This is a genomic window from Streptomyces sp. CC53 (genome assembly GCF_001865245.1).
GTDB lineage: Bacteria > Actinomycetota > Actinomycetes > Streptomycetales > Streptomycetaceae > Streptomyces.
Genome location: NZ_MKXB01000193.1, coordinates 1 through 15,613 on the forward strand (window position 1 = coordinate 1; position 15,613 = coordinate 15,613).

Here is a 15,613-nt window from a genome sequence, read left to right on the forward strand (position 1 = left end):
CCGCGCCCGACGCACCGGTGCCCGCCGCCCCCGCCGCTGTCGCCCCCACCGCCGCCGCCCCGGCCGCCGCCGGACCGCCGCGGCCGCGCGTCAGCGCCGACGGGGTGCCCGCGCACCCCGTCGAGGGCGCCGACCGGGACCGGCTGCTCGCCGGGGAACACCACGACCCGCACGGCCTGCTGGGCGCGCACCCGCTCCCCGAGGGCGGCGTGGCGTTCCGCGCGCTGCGCCCGCACGCCCGCGCGGTGGCCGTGGTGCCGGCCGACGGTGAGCGGATGGCGCTGCACGACGACGGGGACGGCCTGTTCTCGGGCGTGCTGCCGCTGGCGGCCGTGCCGGACGACTACCGGCTGCTCGTCACCTACGAGGACGCCGAGCTGGAGGTGCGCGACCCGTACCGCTTCCTGCCGGCGCTCGGCGAGCTGGACCTGCACCTGATCAGGGAGGGCCGGCACGAGGAGTTGTGGCGGGCGCTCGGTGCGCACGTGATGGAGCACCAGGGCGTCACCGGCACCCGCTTCACGGTGTGGGCGCCGAACGCCCGCGGGGTGCGGCTGGCCGGCGACTGGACGTTCTGGGACGGCCGGGGCCTGCCGATGCGGTCCCTGGGCGCGAGCGGCGTGTGGGAGCTGTTCGTGCCCGGCATCGCCGAGGGCACCCAGTACAAGTTCGAGGTCGTCGGCCCCGACGGCGGCCACTCGCTGCGGGCGGACCCGATGGCCCGCCGCACCCAGTGCCCGCCGGAGACCGCGTCGGTCGTGACGTCGTCCGCGTACCGGTGGGGCGACGCGGACTGGATGGCGCACCGCGGCGACCGGCCCGTGCACACGGCGCCGTTCTCGGTGTACGAGGTGCACCTGGCGTCGTGGCGGCCCGGGCTGACGTACCGGGAGCTGGCCGAGGAACTGCCCGCGTACGTGAAGGACCTGGGCTTCACCCACGTCGAGCTGATGCCCGTGTCCGAGCACCCGTACAGCCCCTCCTGGGGCTACCAGGTCACCTCGTACTACGCGCCGACGGCCCGCCTCGGCGGCCCCGACGACTTCCGGTACCTCGTGGACAGCCTGCACCGGGCCGGGATCGGCGTGATCGTCGACTGGGTGCCGGCGCACTTCCCGAAGGACGACTGGGCGCTGGCGCGGTTCGACGGGACGCCGCTGTACGAGCACCCGGACCCGCGCAGGGCGGAGCACCCGGACTGGGGCACGCTGGAGTTCGACTACGGGCGGACCGAGGTCCGCAACTTCCTCGTGGCGAACGCGGTCTACTGGTGCGAGGAGTTCCACATCGACGGGCTGCGGGTCGACGCCGTGGCGTCGATGCTGTACCTGGACTACTCCCGCGAGTACGGCGACTGGGCGCCCAACGAGCACGGCGGCCGGGAGAACTTCGACGCGGTCCGCTTCCTCCAGGAGATGAACGCGACGGTGTACCGCCGCTGCCCCGGCGTGGTGACCATCGCGGAGGAGTCCACGGCCTGGACCGGCGTGACCCGCCCCACGGACCAGGGCGGGCTCGGCTTCGGGCTGAAGTGGAACATGGGCTGGATGCACGACTCGCTCGTGTACGTGTCGAAGGACCCGGTGCACCGCCAGTACCACCACAACGAGATGACGTTCTCGATGGTGTACGCCTACAGCGAGAACTACGTGCTGCCGATCTCGCACGACGAGGTGGTGCACGGCAAGCAGGCGCTGGTGTCGAAGATGCCGGGCGACTGGTGGCAGCGGCGCGCCAGTCACCGCGCGTACCTCGGTTTCATGTGGTCCCACCCGGGCAAGCAACTGCTCTTCATGGGACAGGAGTTCGCGCAGGGCGCCGAGTGGTCGGAGGCCCAGGGCCCGGAGTGGTGGCTGCTGGACGAGGGCTACCACTCGGCGGGCGACCACCGCGGCGTGCGGGAGCTGGTGCGTGACCTGAACCGGGTGTACGCGGCGACCCCGGCGCTGTGGGAGCGCGACACCTCGCCGGAGGGCTTCCAGTGGGCGCTGGGGGACGCCGCAGAGGACAACGTGTTCGCGTTCCTGCGGTACGACGCGGCCGGCGCCCCGCTGCTGGCGGTGAGCAACTTCTCGCCCGTGGTGCGCGAGGACTACCGGCTGTGGGCGCCGGACGGCGTCGCCGCGTGGACGGAGGTCCTCAACACGGACGCCGTCCGGTACGGCGGCGGCGGCGTGCGGAACGCCGAGCCGGTGAAGCGCGAGGCGGACGGCATCCGCCTGACGCTGCCGCCGCTGGCCACGGTGTGGCTGACCCCGGCGTGAGGCCGGGCGGGGCCCGCTCCTGAGGCTCTCGCGGGACCCGGCGGCGCCCCCGGGATTGAGGGCGCCGCCGGGTCCTGTCGTAGCGGCACGGGCGGCCCGGAGCGGGCGGCGAGCCGGTGGCCGTGCCGCTCCTCCGCCCGGCCCCGGCCCCGCCCACGGGGCTCAGGGCCCGGGGCTCAGGGCCCGGGGCTCAGGGCCCGGGGCTCAGGGCCCGGGGCTCAGGCTGCGGTTGGCGGGCCGGATCAGGCCGAGGCGCTGGGTCGCCCGGGTGAGGGCGACGTACAGGTCGTTCACCCCGTGGGGGGTGCCCGCGCGGATCGCGTCCGGGTCCGCGACGAGGACCGTGTCGAACTCCAGGCCCTTCACCTGGCGGGGGTCCAGCAGCACCACCGGCCGCGTCAGGTCGGGGTCCGGGCCGCGGGCGGCGTCCGGGAGCGCGGCGGCCAGCGCCGGGAGCCGGTCCGCGGGGGCCACGACGGCGAGGCGGCCCTCGGCGGGCATCTCGCGGGCGACCGCCTCCGCCACGGCCGCGGGCAGGTCGTCCGCCACCACCTCCCAGGGCGGCACGCCCGTGGAACGCACCGAGCGCGGCGGCGTGAACCCGGGCTCCTCGGTGCGCCGCAGCTCCGCCGCGACCTCCATGACCTCGGCGGGAGTGCGGTAGTTGACGCCGAGCCTGACGTGCTCGTAGCGGTCCCCCACGTACGGGCCGAGGATCGCGTCCCAGGCACCGCAGCCCGCGGGATCCCCGGTCTGGGCGGGGTCGCCCACCAGGGTCAGGGAACGGGTCGGGATGCGGCGCATCAGCAGCCGCCACGCCATCGCGGACAGCTCCTGCGCTTCGTCGACGATGATGTGCCCGAAGGCCCAGGTGCGGTCGGCGGCGGCGCGCTCGGCCGCGGTGCGGTGGTCGGCCTCCTCGTGGCGCTCCGCGAACCGCTCCGCGTCGATGACGTCGTGCGCTCCCAGCACCTCCGACTCCTCGTCCTCGAACTCGTAGGTGCGCGACGCGTACGACACGTCGAGGACGCCCTGCGCGTACGCGACGCGCGCGGCGCGCTCGCGGGCCGCGGCGGCCCGCTCCGCCGCGTCGTCGTGGCCGAGGAGTTCGGCGGCCTCGTCCAGCAGCGGCACGTCCGCCTCCGTCCACGGGCCGGTCGCGCGCCGGACGAACTCCGCCTCGCCGTCCGGGAGGTAGCCGTACGGGTCGGCCAGGAAGTCCGCCACGAGCCGCTGCGGCGTGAGCACGGGCCACAACCGGTCGATCGCGGCGTGCACCTCGGCGCTCGCGGCGACGTCCTTGCCGATCTGGGCGACGTCGGAGGCGTCGAGGAGGTTCGGCCCGCCGAAGGGGTCGGCGCCGAGCCGTTCGGCGAGCTGCGCGGTCAGGGCGTCGATGACGCGGGTGGCGAACCGGGGACGGGCCAGGTTGTGCGGCAGGCCGGTGGCGCGGGCGTCGGCGCGGGCGTCCTCGGCCGTCGCGCGGTCGAGCAGCAGCGTGCCGTAGTCGTCGTGTTCGACCTCCAGGGGTTCGTGCGTGCCGGGGACGGTCTGCCGGTCGCGGAGGTACGCGGCGAGCACGTCGGCCATCGCGGCGCGGCCCTTGATCTCGGCGGCCTCCGGGGTGTCGGCGGCGGTGGCCCGGACACCGGGGAACAGCTCGCCGACGGTGGCGAGCAGCACACCGGTCTCCCCGAGGCTGGGCAGCACCTCGCCGATGTAGCCGAGGAACGCCGGGTTCGGGCCCACGACGAGCACGGCGCGCCGGGCGAGCTGCTCGCGGTGCGCGTAGAGCAGGTACGCGGCGCGGTGCAGGGCGACGGCGGTCTTGCCGGTGCCGGGGCCGCCCTCGACGACGAGGACGCCCTGGTGCGGGGCCCGGATGATGCGGTCCTGCTCGGCCTGGATGGTCTGCACGATGTCGTGCATGCGGCCGGTGCGGGCCGCGTCGAGCGCGGCGAGCAGCACCTCGTCCGCATCGTGGCCCTCGTGCCCGCTGCGGGTGGTGTCGCGCAGGTCCAGGATCTCGTCGTGCAGGCCGGTGACGGTCCGCCCCCGGGTGCTGAGGTGCCGGCGGCGTGCGAGGCCCATGCGTGCGTGGCCGGTGGCGAGGTAGAACGGCCGGGCCGCGTCGGCCCGCCAGTCGACGACGAGCGGGGTGCGCTGCGGGTCGTCGTCGCGCAGGCCGATGCGCCCGATGTGGTGGTCGCGGCCGTCGCGGAAGACGAGCCGTCCGAAGCACAGCCCGTTGTCCGCGGCGTCGTAGGCGGCGAGCAGCCCCGACTGCTCGGCGACGAGGACGTCCCTTTCCAGGCGCGCCTGGAAGGTGGTGCCGGCGTCCCTGAGCGCGTCCCGCCTCGCGGTCTCGGCGCGTTCGCGCAGGGCGTCCAGCCGGGCGTACAGCCGGGCGACGAAATGCCGCTCCTCCCGCAGTGCACCGGATTCCGGGATTTCCGCGATGCCCCCGATTGACAATTCCACTCCAGGCGCGATACAGTCCGTTTATTGGTCCGTGTGTACGCCAGCTTTCTGAGCACACACGAAACATCGAATATACCCGCACAGACACCCCGGCCGTCAATTGAGCCGGGGTTTTTCGTGCGGTGGAACAGGTCGACCGGGGGGAAGGCCGTGACGGACAGGACCGAGGCGGCACTCGCCCTGCTGGAGCGGTGCGGGGCCGCGGACTCGGAGCACCCGGGCGGGACACTGCTCGCCCACCTCCTGCGCGTCAGGGAGCGGCTCGCAGCCTGGGGCGCCCGCCCGGAACTGCAGCTCGCGGGCCTGTGCCACGCCTTCTACGGCACGGACGGCTTCCCGGACGGGCTGCTCCCCCGGCGCGGCGGCACGAGGTGCGGGCCGCGGTCGGGGACGAGGCGGAGGAGCTGGTCTACTTCTACGCGAGCTGCGACCGCGCGGCGTCCTCTCCGGAACTGCACCGCCCGGGGGCGCCGTTCCTGGACCGCTTCACCGGCGAGTCGTCCGTGCCGTCGACCGGTATGCGCAGGGAATTCGCCGGGCCGACCGCGGCCAATGCACTCGACATCGCGGCGGTGAGCCCCGAGTTCCGCGCGCGGTGGGGCCCCGATCTCCTTTCCCTGCCGACCCGGCTGGGGCCGCTCCTGCCGGAGGCGGCCCGGCAGGACGTCCACCGGGTGCTGGGCCGGGGCCGACCGGGCGCCGGCCGGCCGTGCGGACCCGGCCCGTGTGGGCCGTGTGGGCCGGACCCGCCGGCCGTACGTGCCCGCCTGCCGCTGGGGGCCGTCGGGCCGGACGGGCGTCGGGCGGGCCGGTGGGGCGCCTCCCGCGTCGTGGAAGCGCACGGCTCACGGCCCGGGCAGGGGGCCGTCGCCGTGGTGCGGAGGAGCCGGGGCGGCGGTCCCGCCCGCCCCGTCCCCGCGGCGCGGTCAGTCCTGGGGGCGGAGGCCGCCCAGGGCGTCCTCGGCGACGCGGCCGGCCCGCTCCCGTTGCGGGAAGTCGCCCACCTTCACCCGCGCCACCTCCTCGGCGGTGCGGTAGTCCACGACGGACACCTCGTCCCGCTCGGAGAGCGTCACCCAGCAGTGGTCGCCGCCGGGGCCGGTCACCGCCCAGTACGGCAGGGAGCCCTGCGGGTAGTGGACGTAGCCGTCGACCGTGAGGCCGGGGCGGGAGACGACGGCGGTGTAGTCGTCGATGGTCCCGGCCACACACAGCTTCTCCTCCGCCGCGTCGGCGGCCATGCCGTGGTGGGCGGAGTTCTGCGGGTAGTCGTCGCGGCGCATCGCCGCGGCCGCCTCGCTGTAGGGCATCTCGACGGTCCGCACGGTCCGGCCCGCCTCCAGGTCGTACTCGACGAAGCCGTTGAGGTAGGACAGCTGGGCGTACATCGTGCGCCCGTCCCGGGTGATGACGGCGGGGCGGACGCCCTTGTCGAAGCCGTAGGTCCGGACCACCTTGAGCGTCGCCGCGTCGACGACGGTGACCTGCTTGGTGCCCTTGAGGAAGTCGAGCGCGTACGGCATCGACGTGACGCCGATGGACATGTTGTAGATCAGCTTCCCGTCGGCGGAGTAGATGTTCTCGTGCGGGTAGGTGCCGGTCGGGAACTCGCCGGTGATCGCTCCGGTGGCGGTGTCCAGGGTCTGTGCCTTGGCCGCGCTGATCGCCGAGACGACGAGGGTCCGCCCGTCGGCGGACAGCGCCGCGTGGTCGGCCTTGAAGCCCGCCAGGTGGGTGCGCCACACCTGGCGGCCGGTCGCCACGTCGTAGGCGGCGGCGTCGCCGAGGTTGCCGCGCGAGACGTAGAGGGTGCGGCCGTCGGGCGAGAGGTGCGCGTCGTCGACGAACTTGTCGCCGCCGGCCTGCTGCCGGACGATCTCGTACGCGGCCCGGCGGATCGGGCCCATGCCGGACAGGACCTCGTCCAGGTCGGGGACGACGTTCAGGATGCCGAGGTTCCGGTAGGTCCGGGCGTCGAGGAAGCTGACGGTGCCGTCGGCGCTGTTGCCGACGAGGACGACGTCGCGGAGGCCGGTCGCGGCGGACCCTCCGCGTGTCGCGGACCCGTCCGGCGCGGACCCGTCCGCCGTGGAGGCGGTCGCGGCGCCGAAGGTGAGCGTCAGGGCGAGGGCGAGCACTGCCGTGGAGCGGACCGTACGGGTCATGGGGGCGTCCCTTCGATCGGTCGGGGCCGTCGGGAGCGGGCTGCGGCCGGAGGCGGCGGGCGGCGGCGGGCCGGGCGGCGCGGACATGCCAGCCGAAGGCAACGTGCATGCCGGCACGAGCATGTTACCGGCGGTACGCCCCGAAAGCGCCACGCAGACGCGAACGTTCCCCACCCGGGCGCGCCCCGCACGCGCGCACCGCGCGGAGGCCGCCGACCGGCCCCCGCGCGGTTGCCCTCGCACCCCTGCGGGGCCTCAGACGCGGGCGGGCTCCTTCGCCTCGTCCCGCGGGGCCTCCCGCTCCTCGGCGTCGGCGGGGGCCGCCGCGCCGTGGCCGTCGTCGACCAGCGTGCGCTCGTCGAACGGCACCCTTCCGGCCAGCACCTCCGCCGCGCGGGCCTTGTCGATCTCCTTCGTCCACGTCCCGACGAGGACCGTGGCGACCGCGTTGCCCGCGAAGTTGGTCAGGGCGCGGGCCTCGCTCATGAACCGGTCGATGCCGACGATCAGGCCGACGCCGTCGACCAGCGCGGGCTTGTGCGACTGGAGGCCGCCCGCCAGCGTGGCGAGCCCGGCGCCGGTCACCCCCGCGGCGCCCTTCGACGCGATGACCATGAAGACGAGGAGCGAGACCTGCTCGCCGACGGACAGCGGCTGCCCCATCGCCTCGGCGACGAAGAGGGAGGCCATCGTCAGGTAGATCGCGGTGCCGTCCAGGTTGAAGGAGTACCCGGTCGGCACGGTGATGCCGACGACGGGCTTGCTGACGCCCATGTGCTCCATCTTCGCGATCAGCCTCGGCAGCGCGGACTCGGAGGACGAGGTCGAGAGGATCAACAGGAACTCGCGGCCCAGGTAGCGGAAGAGGGAGAAGATGCTGAGGCCCGCCACCAGCCGCAGCAGCGCGCCCAGCACGACGAAGACGAAGACCACGCAGGTGGCGTAGAAGCCCAGCATGATCACGGCCAGCGACTTCAGCGCGTCCAGTCCGGTGGAGCCGACGACCGCCGCGATGGCGCCGAACGCGCCGACCGGCGCCACCCACATGATCATCGCCAGGATGCGGAAGACCAGGCGCTGGAGGTGGCCGATGCCGCGCAGGACGGGCTCACCGCTGCGGCCCAAGGCCTGGAGCGCGAAGCCTGCCAGCAGCGCCACCAGCAGCGTCTGGAGGACCTCGCCCTCCGTGAACGCGGAGACCAGCGTCTTGGGGATGATCCCGAGGAGGAAGTCGACCGTGCCCTCGCTCGCCCCCTCCGCCTGGGCACTGCCCGCCGACCGCGCCTCCTCGGTGAGGTGCAGTCCGGAGCCGGGCTCCAGCAGGTTGCCGACCACCAGGCCGATGGCCAGGGCCACCGTGGACATCACCATGAAGTAGCCGAGTGCGAGACCGCCGACGGCCCCGACCTTCGCGGCCTTCCGGACCGAGCCCACGCCGAGCACGATGGTGCAGAAGATCACCGGAGAGATCATCATCTTGATCAGGTTCACGAAGCCGGTGCCGAGCGGCTTGAGTTCCCGGGCCGCGCCGGGGGCCGCGAACCCCACGGCGATGCCGAGCACGACCGCCGCGATGACGGCCAGATAGAGATAGTGCGTGCGTTCCCGCCGTGCGGCCACGGTGTCCTCCTCGTCGCGTGCGCTCCACGTCGTCCCGGTGGATGCCCCGCGACTATCCACCAGCGCTGTGACGCCGGTCACCGTTGCGTACGTTTCGTTCACGCGATGGCGGACCAGGCACACTTGCCGCATGCGCAGACCCCGCATACCCCATACCGCCCGCGGGTGCCTCCCCCTCCCCTTCCGGGTGCCGCCGGCGCGGCCGCGCAGCCTCGCCGGGCAGCTCTTCGCGATGCAGGTGGTGCTGGTGGCCGCGATCGTGGCCGGGTACGCGGTGTTCGTGTACGTCACGGACCGCGGGCAGGCGGAGGAGACCGCGCGGCGGCAGGTGACGGCGACGGCGCTGGCCGTGGCGCGCTCCCCCTCGGTGGTCGCTGCGGCCCGCTCCGAGCAGCCGACGGCCCTCCTCCAGCCGTACGCCGATGCCCTGACCCGCGAGGGCGGCGTCACCTTCGTGGTGATCATGGCGCCGGACGGGACCCGCTGGACCCATCCCGAACCGGACCGGATCGGCGGGACGTACCTCGGCCACATCGGCGCCGCCCAGCGGGGCGGGACGCTGACGGAGACGTACGAGGGGACGCTCGGCCCGTCCGTGCGGACGGTCACACCGGTGTGGAGCCGGGACCGGATCGTCGGCCTGGTGAGCGCCGGCATCACCATCGACCGGATCAGCGCACAGGTGCGCCGGCAGGTGGCGGCGCTGCTCGGGGTGGCGGGGGGCGCGCTCGCGCTGGGCGGCGCCGGCACGTACGTGATCAACGCGCGGCTGCGCCGGCACACCCACGGCATGAACGCGGCCGAGCTGAGCGCGATGCACGACTACCACGAGGCCGCACTGCACGCGGTGCGCGAGGGCCTGGTGATGCTCGACGCGCGGCGGCGGGTCGCGCTGGTCAACGACGGGGCCCGTGAGCTTCTCGGGCTCGCCGACCGGGACGTGGTCGGTGAGCCCGTGACGGCGCTGGGGCTGCCGGCCTCCCTGACGGGTGCGCTGCTCGACGACGCTCCGCGCCAGGACGAACTGCACCTGACGGCCGACCGGGTGCTCGTGGTGTCCACCCGTCCGGTGGTCGGAGGGCGGCGCAGGGGCACGGTCGCGACCCTCCGCGACCACACCGAACTTCAGGCTTTGTCTGGCGAGTTGGACTCGGAGCGCGGGTTCACCAAGGCGCTGCGGGCGCAGGCCCACGAGGCGGCGAACCGGCTGCACACGGTGGTGTCGCTCATCGAACTGGGGCGGGCGGACGAGGCCGTCGGGTTCGCCACGGCGGAGCTGGAGCTGGCGCAGGTGCTGACGGACCGGGTGGTCGCGGCGGTGGGCGAACCGGTGCTCGCGGCGCTGCTGCTGGGCAAGTCGGCGCAGGCGAGCGAGCGTGGTGTGGAGCTGGTCCTGACCGAGGAGAGCCGGATCGACGACGGGGTGCTGCCGGAGGGGCTGCCGTCCCGCGACCTGGTGACGGTCCTCGGCAATCTGGTCGACAACGCGGTGGAGGCGGCGCAGGGTTCGGAAGCGCCGCGGGTGGAGGTGACGGCGCGGGTGACGGACGACGTGCTGCTGCTGCGGGTGTGCGACAGCGGTCCCGGCGTCGCCGACGAGGACACCGAGGCGGTGTTCCGGCGCGGCTGGTCGACGCGGGGCGACGGGCGGGGCATCGGCCTCGCGCTGGTCCGGCAGGCCGCGCACCGGGCGGGTGGCACGGTGGAGCTGGGGCGGGGACCGGACGGCGGCGCCGCGTTCACCGTGCGGCTGCCGCTGTCGGCCGGGCGCCCGGCCGGTCCGGACGCGTCACACGCGGCCGGAGCGCGTCCCCCGCGCGCGGCTCGCGCGGACGTCGGAGAGCCGGTGGGCAGGGGCCGCGGGGGCGCGGCGGACGGGGTCGGGGACGCCCCGGCGCGGGGCCGTCCGAAGGGTCCGGCCGGGGCGGGCGCGGAGGCCGGGCGGTGAGCGGGGCGAGCGGCCCCGCCGCGGGGATCCGTGTGCTCGTCGTGGAGGACGACCCGGTCGCGGCGGACGCCCATGCGCTGTACGTGGGCCGGGTGCCCGGGTTCCGCGTGGTCGGCACGGCCCACTCGCGGGCCGCCGCGTTCCGGCTGCTGGAGCGCACCGCCGTCGACCTGATCCTGCTGGACCTGTACCTGCCGGACGGGCACGGCCTGCAACTGCTGCGGGCGCTGCGCGCCGGCGGGCACATGGCGGACGTCATCGCGGTGACCTCGGCGCGGGACCTGGCCGTCGTACGGGAGGGCGTGGCGCTGGGCGTCGTGCAGTACGTGCTGAAGCCGTTCGCCTTCGCGACGCTTCGGGACCGGTTGGGCCGGTACGCGGAGTTCCGCGGCGCGGCCGGGGAGGCCGCGGGCCAGGACGAGGTGGACCGGGCGCTCGCCGCGCTGCGCGCCCCGCAGCCCGCCGCCCTGCCCAAGGGGCTGAGCGCGCCGACCCTGGCGGCGGTCACGCACAGTCTGCGCGAGGCCCCGGAGGGGCTGACGGCAGCCGAGGTGGGCTCGGAGGTGGGCGTCTCGCGGATCACTGCGCGCCGCTACCTGGAGCACCTCGTCACGGCGGGCCGTGCCGCGCGCACGCCGCAGTACGGGCAGGTCGGGCGGCCGGAGCTGCAGTACCGCTGGATCCGGGGCACGATCCGGCCCGGTTAGGGTCGTGACGCACGCGTGGCCACGAGTCGTGCGAGCCGCACGAGCCGGGCCTTCTGGACGTTCCTCCAACGTTCCGCGTTGTCCGAACGCACCGTAGCCAGCCGTCACCCTGCGCACCTAGCTTGTGCGCGTGCACCCGTCTCCCCCTTCCTCCCCGACTCCCCCGTTCAACGCCCTGGCCGCGCGCCGCCTGCGCGAGGGCCTCGGCATGCTGCCCGGCCACGTGGCGTACGGGCTGCGCGCCCAGTACGGGCTGCACGTGCCGCCCGACACCGTCGTCGCGTGGGAGCGCGGGCTGGCCCGCCCCGACACCCGGGAGCTCACCGCCCTCGCGGGGGTGCTGTGGTGCTCGCCCGGCGACCTGATCGCCACCGCCACCACGCTGCGGGAGCACCGCATCGCCCGCGGGCTGGCCCCGGACGAGCTGGCGCGCAGGGTCGGGGTGGAGTCCCGGGCGTACCTGAGGATGGAGGAGACCGGCCGCTGGCGGGGCAACGAGCGGCAGACGGCCGCGCTCGCCGAGGTGCTGGGGCTCGGCCCGCGCGAACTGCTGGCAGCGACGGGGAAGGACGCCGAACTGGCCGAGGTGCTGCGGGACGCGGCGACGACCCGCTGGCAGGCGTACGTGAAGCCGGCGGCCCGGCTGCTGCCGATGGACCGCCCGCACCTGGAGGAGGTGCTCCAGCGGTTGCACGCGGACTACCAGGCGCGCATGGTCGCCACGTACAGCTGGGGCGACTCCGGCGGCAGCGGCGGCGAGGCCGGGCGGGACTACCTGGAGCGGATCGTCGACCACTTCTGGGCGCTGGCCGGGCCGTAGCCGGGACGCCCGGCGGGTGGCGGCACGCGGGCCCGCCGGACTGCGCCTCCCGGCAGGGCCGGCAGGCGGTGACCGCCTCCCGGGTACGCCCGGGACGGCGGCGGCACACACGGGGCCACCGAGCCGGGCCGTCCGGCCGGTCCCTCCCGGATCGGCGGGCACGCACGCGGAGCGCCGGCCGCCGGACACCCGCGCCCGGCGGCCGGCCCTGCACGCGGTGGGCCGCCGCGCCTGCGTCAGAAGACGGACTCGGCTTCCGCCATGCGGTCCTCCGGGACCCGCTTCAGCTCGGTCGTGGCCTCCGCCAGCGGCACCATCTCGATGGCCGTCCCGCGCAGGGCCGTCATCCTGCCGTAGTCGCCGCGGTGCGCGGCCTCCACCGCGTGCCAGCCGAAGCGGGTGGCGAGGACCCGGTCGTACGCGGTCGGGGTGCCGCCGCGCTGGACGTGGCCGAGGATGACCGGGCGGGCCTCCTTGCCGAGGCGCCGCTCCAGTTCCTTCGCGAGCCGGGTGCCGATGCCCTGGAAGCGTTCGTGGCCGTACTGGTCGATCTCGCCCTTGGCGTAGTCCATGGTGCCGTCGGCGGGGTGCGCGCCCTCGGCGACGCAGACCACGGCGAACTTCTTGCCGCGGGCGAACCGCTCCTCGACCATCTTCACGAGGTCGGCGGGGTCGAAGGCCCGCTCGGGCAGGCAGATGCCGTGCGCGCCGGCCGCCATGCCGGACTCCAGCGCGATCCAGCCCGCGTGACGGCCCATGACCTCGACGACCATGACCCGCTGGTGGGACTCGGCGGTGGTCTTGAGGCGGTCCATGGCCTCGGTCGCGACCATGACGGCGGTGTCGAAGCCGAAGGTGCGGTCCGTGGAGGAGATGTCGTTGTCGATGGTCTTCGGCACGCCGACGACCGGCATGCCGGCGTCGGACAGGATGCGGGCCGCGGTGAGGGTGCCCTCGCCGCCGATCGGGATGAGGACGTCGAGACCGTACCGCCGCTGAAGTTCGCCGCAGTTCTCGGCCGCCTCGGCGAGCCGGGACCGCTCCAGGCGGGAGGAGCCGAGGATGGTGCCGCCGCGGGCGAGGATGCCGCTGACCTCGTTGAGGTCGAGCGGGCGGTAGTGGCCGTCGAGGAGGCCCTTGAAGCCGTCCTCGAAGCCGATGACCTCGTCGCCGTGGCCGGTGAGCGCCCGGTGCACGACCGACCGGATGACGGCGTTCAGGCCGGGGCAGTCGCCGCCTGCGGTGAGAACTCCGATACGCATCGTGCTGTGTCTCCTGCTCGTAGTCGGACGTCGGGGGGCTTCCCGGATTGTCCCACGGTGCATGGACCCGGGGTGCTCGCAGCGGGCGGTGCGGGCCCCTGGTCCCGGCCGGCGTGGACCATACGGCCTTGCGTTCCCCACCCGAACACCCGGCAAGCGCTCTACCCATTCGGAGGGGTATTGTCAAGAGGGTATGGCTGCCTCTTCGGGGTGTTTTCCGCCCGTACGGAGCCACGGACCGACACGGCGAAGACAGGGGAGCAGGGCGTGGCGCGCAGCGTGTACGTGACCGGGATCGACCGCGGGGACGGCCGCCAGGTCGTGGAGCTGGGGGTCATGGAACTCCTGACCCGCCAGGTGGACCGGGTGGGGGTGTTCCGCCCGCTGGTGCACGGCGGCCCCGACCGCCTCTTCGACCTGCTGCGCGCCCGCTACCGGCTCGCGCAGGACCCGGCGTCCGTGTACGGCATGGACTACGTGACGGCTTCCGACCTCCAGGCGGAGCAGGGCACGGACGCACTGGTGTCGCGCGTGGTGGAGCGGTACCACGCGGTGGCGCGGGACTACGAGGCCGTGCTCGTCCTGGGCACCGACTTCGCCGACACTCAGCTGCCGGACGAGCTCGCGCTGAACGCGCGCCTGGCCAACGAGTTCGGCGCGGCTGTCATCCCCGTCGTGGGCGGCAAGGGGTTGCCGGCCGAGCAGGTGCGCGCCGAGACCCGCAACGCGTTCCGCGCGTACGAGGGGCTGGGCTGCGACGTCCTCGCGATGATCACCAACCGGGTGGCGCCCGAGGACCGCGAGGTCATATCCGAGCGGCTGTCGGCCCGCCTGCCCGTGCCCTGCTACGTACTGCCCGACGACGCTTCCCTCGCCGCGCCGACGGTCGCGCAGATCACCCAGGCGCTGGGCGCGAAGGTGGTGCTGGGCGACGGTTCGGGGCTGGCGCGGGACGCCCTCGACTTCGTCTTCGGCGGGGCGACGCTGCCGAACTTCCTGCACGCCCTGACCCCCGGGTGCCTCGTCGTCACCCCCGGCGACCGCGCCGACCTGGTGGTGGGCGCGCTGGCCGCCCACTCGGCGGGGACGCCACCCATCGCGGGGGTGCTGCTGACGCTGAACGAGCAGCCCGGCGAGGAGATCCTCACGCTGGCCTCCCGGCTCGCCCCGGGCACGCCGGTCATCTCGGTGCCGGGCAACAGCTTCCCGACGGCCGCCGAACTGTTCGCGCTGGAGGGCAAGCTGAACGCGGCGACCCCGCGCAAGGCCGAGACCGCGCTCGGCCTGTTCGAGCGGCACGTGGACACCGCCGACCTGGTGAAGCGGCTGTCCGTGGCGCGCAGCGGCCGGGTCACCCCGATGATGTTCGAGCACGAGCTGCTGGAGCAGGCCCGGGCCGGCCGACGCCGGGTGGTGCTGCCGGAGGGCCTGGAGGAGCGCGTGCTGCGCGCCGCCGACGTCCTCGTCCGCCGGGACGTGTGCGACCTGACGCTGCTCGGGGACCCCGAGCTGATCCGCAGGAAGGCCGCGGACCTGAGCATCGACCTGGGCGGGAGCCTGCTCGTCGACCCGTCCGCGTCCGAGCTGCGGCAGCGGTTCGCCGAGCGGTACGCCGCGCTGCGGGCCCACCGGGGCGTGACGGTGGAGCTGGCGTACGACGTGGTGTCGGACGTGAACTACTTCGGCACGCTGATGGTGCAGGAGGGCCTCGCGGACGGCATGGTGTCCGGCTCGGTGCACTCGACCGCCGCCACCATCCGCCCCGCGTTCGAGATCATCAAGACCAAGCCGGGGGCCTCGATCGTGTCGTCGGTGTTCTTCATGTGCCTGGCCGACCGGGTACTCGTGTACGGGGACTGCGCGGTCAACCCGGACCCGGACGCCGAGCAGCTCGCCGACATCGCCGTGCAGTCGGCGGCCACCGCGGCCCGCTTCGGCGTGGAGCCGCGGATCGCGATGCTGTCGTACTCGACGGGCAGCTCCGGCTCGGGTGCCGACGTGGACAAGGTCCGGGAGGCGACGAAGCTCGTGCGCGCGGCCCGGCCCGAACTGATGATCGAGGGTCCGATCCAGTACGACGCGGCCGTCGAGCCGTCGGTCGCGGCGACCAAGCTGCCGGACTCGGAGGTGGCGGGCCGGGCGACCGTGCTGATCTTCCCGGACCTGAACACCGGCAACAACACGTACAAGGCGGTGCAGCGCTCCGCCGGGGCCGTGGCGGTCGGCCCGGTGCTCCAGGGCCTGCGCAAGCCGGTGAACGACCTGTCGCGAGGCGCCCTCGTCAGCGACATCGTGAACACCGTCGCGATCACCGCGATCCAGGCCCAGTCCGCGCCCTCCGCGTGA

Annotated in this window: 9 protein-coding genes and 1 pseudogene; 6 read left to right on the forward strand and 4 right to left on the reverse strand. The window is 74.4% G+C overall.

Annotated elements, in window-relative coordinates; translation table 11 throughout:
* Positions 1 to 17 precede the first annotated feature (17 nt).
* Positions 18 to 2,264, forward strand: a complete 2,247-nt coding sequence (glgB, locus tag BJP40_RS24665; RefSeq protein ID WP_079171444.1) for a 1,4-alpha-glucan branching enzyme — start codon at positions 18 to 20, stop codon at positions 2,262 to 2,264.
* 204 nt (positions 2,265 to 2,468) lie between these two features.
* Here glgB and BJP40_RS24670 read toward each other — a convergent pair whose 3' ends face one another.
* Positions 2,469 to 4,697, reverse strand: coding sequence for a UvrD-helicase domain-containing protein (locus tag BJP40_RS24670; RefSeq protein WP_071282514.1), 2,229 nt, complete (start codon positions 4,695 to 4,697; stop codon positions 2,469 to 2,471).
* 198 nt (positions 4,698 to 4,895) lie between these two features.
* Here BJP40_RS24670 and BJP40_RS36405 point away from each other — a divergent pair.
* Positions 4,896 to 5,119: pseudogene (locus BJP40_RS36405) on the forward strand (DUF6817 domain-containing protein); the annotation flags it as partial.
* Between the two features lie 552 nt (positions 5,120 to 5,671).
* On the opposite strand, the gene BJP40_RS24675 reads toward BJP40_RS36405, so the two are convergent.
* On the reverse strand, positions 5,672 to 6,910 hold the full coding sequence (locus BJP40_RS24675) for a YncE family protein (protein ID WP_071282470.1): 1,239 nt from the start codon (positions 6,908 to 6,910) through the stop codon (positions 5,672 to 5,674).
* A gap of 255 nt (positions 6,911 to 7,165) precedes the next feature.
* Positions 7,166 to 8,530 (reverse strand): cation:dicarboxylate symporter family transporter, encoded by a 1,365-nt coding sequence (locus BJP40_RS24680; protein WP_071282472.1) that lies wholly within the window; start codon positions 8,528 to 8,530, stop codon positions 7,166 to 7,168.
* 232 nt (positions 8,531 to 8,762) lie between these two features.
* Between BJP40_RS24680 and BJP40_RS24685 the strand changes: the two genes are divergently transcribed.
* The 3 genes from BJP40_RS24685 (at position 8,763) to BJP40_RS24695 (ending at position 12,005) form a co-directional block, all read left to right on the forward strand.
* A complete protein-coding gene (locus tag BJP40_RS24685) occupies positions 8,763 to 10,478 on the forward strand; it encodes a sensor histidine kinase (RefSeq protein ID WP_226962865.1) in 1,716 nt (571 codons plus the stop codon).
* A complete protein-coding gene (locus BJP40_RS24690; protein ID WP_071282473.1) occupies positions 10,475 to 11,185 on the forward strand; it encodes a response regulator in 711 nt (236 codons plus the stop codon). The genes BJP40_RS24685 and BJP40_RS24690 overlap by 4 nt, the downstream gene beginning before the upstream one ends.
* A gap of 208 nt (positions 11,186 to 11,393) precedes the next feature.
* Positions 11,394 to 12,005, forward strand: coding sequence for a helix-turn-helix transcriptional regulator (locus tag BJP40_RS24695; RefSeq protein ID WP_071282475.1), 612 nt, complete (start codon positions 11,394 to 11,396; stop codon positions 12,003 to 12,005).
* Between the two features lie 236 nt (positions 12,006 to 12,241).
* Here BJP40_RS24695 and BJP40_RS24700 read toward each other — a convergent pair whose 3' ends face one another.
* On the reverse strand, positions 12,242 to 13,267 hold the full coding sequence (locus BJP40_RS24700) for an ATP-dependent 6-phosphofructokinase (protein WP_071270316.1): 1,026 nt from the start codon (positions 13,265 to 13,267) through the stop codon (positions 12,242 to 12,244).
* A gap of 267 nt (positions 13,268 to 13,534) precedes the next feature.
* On the opposite strand from BJP40_RS24700, the gene pta reads away from it, so the two are divergent.
* Positions 13,535 to 15,613, forward strand: coding sequence for a phosphate acetyltransferase (gene pta / locus BJP40_RS24705; protein WP_071282476.1), 2,079 nt, complete (start codon positions 13,535 to 13,537; stop codon positions 15,611 to 15,613).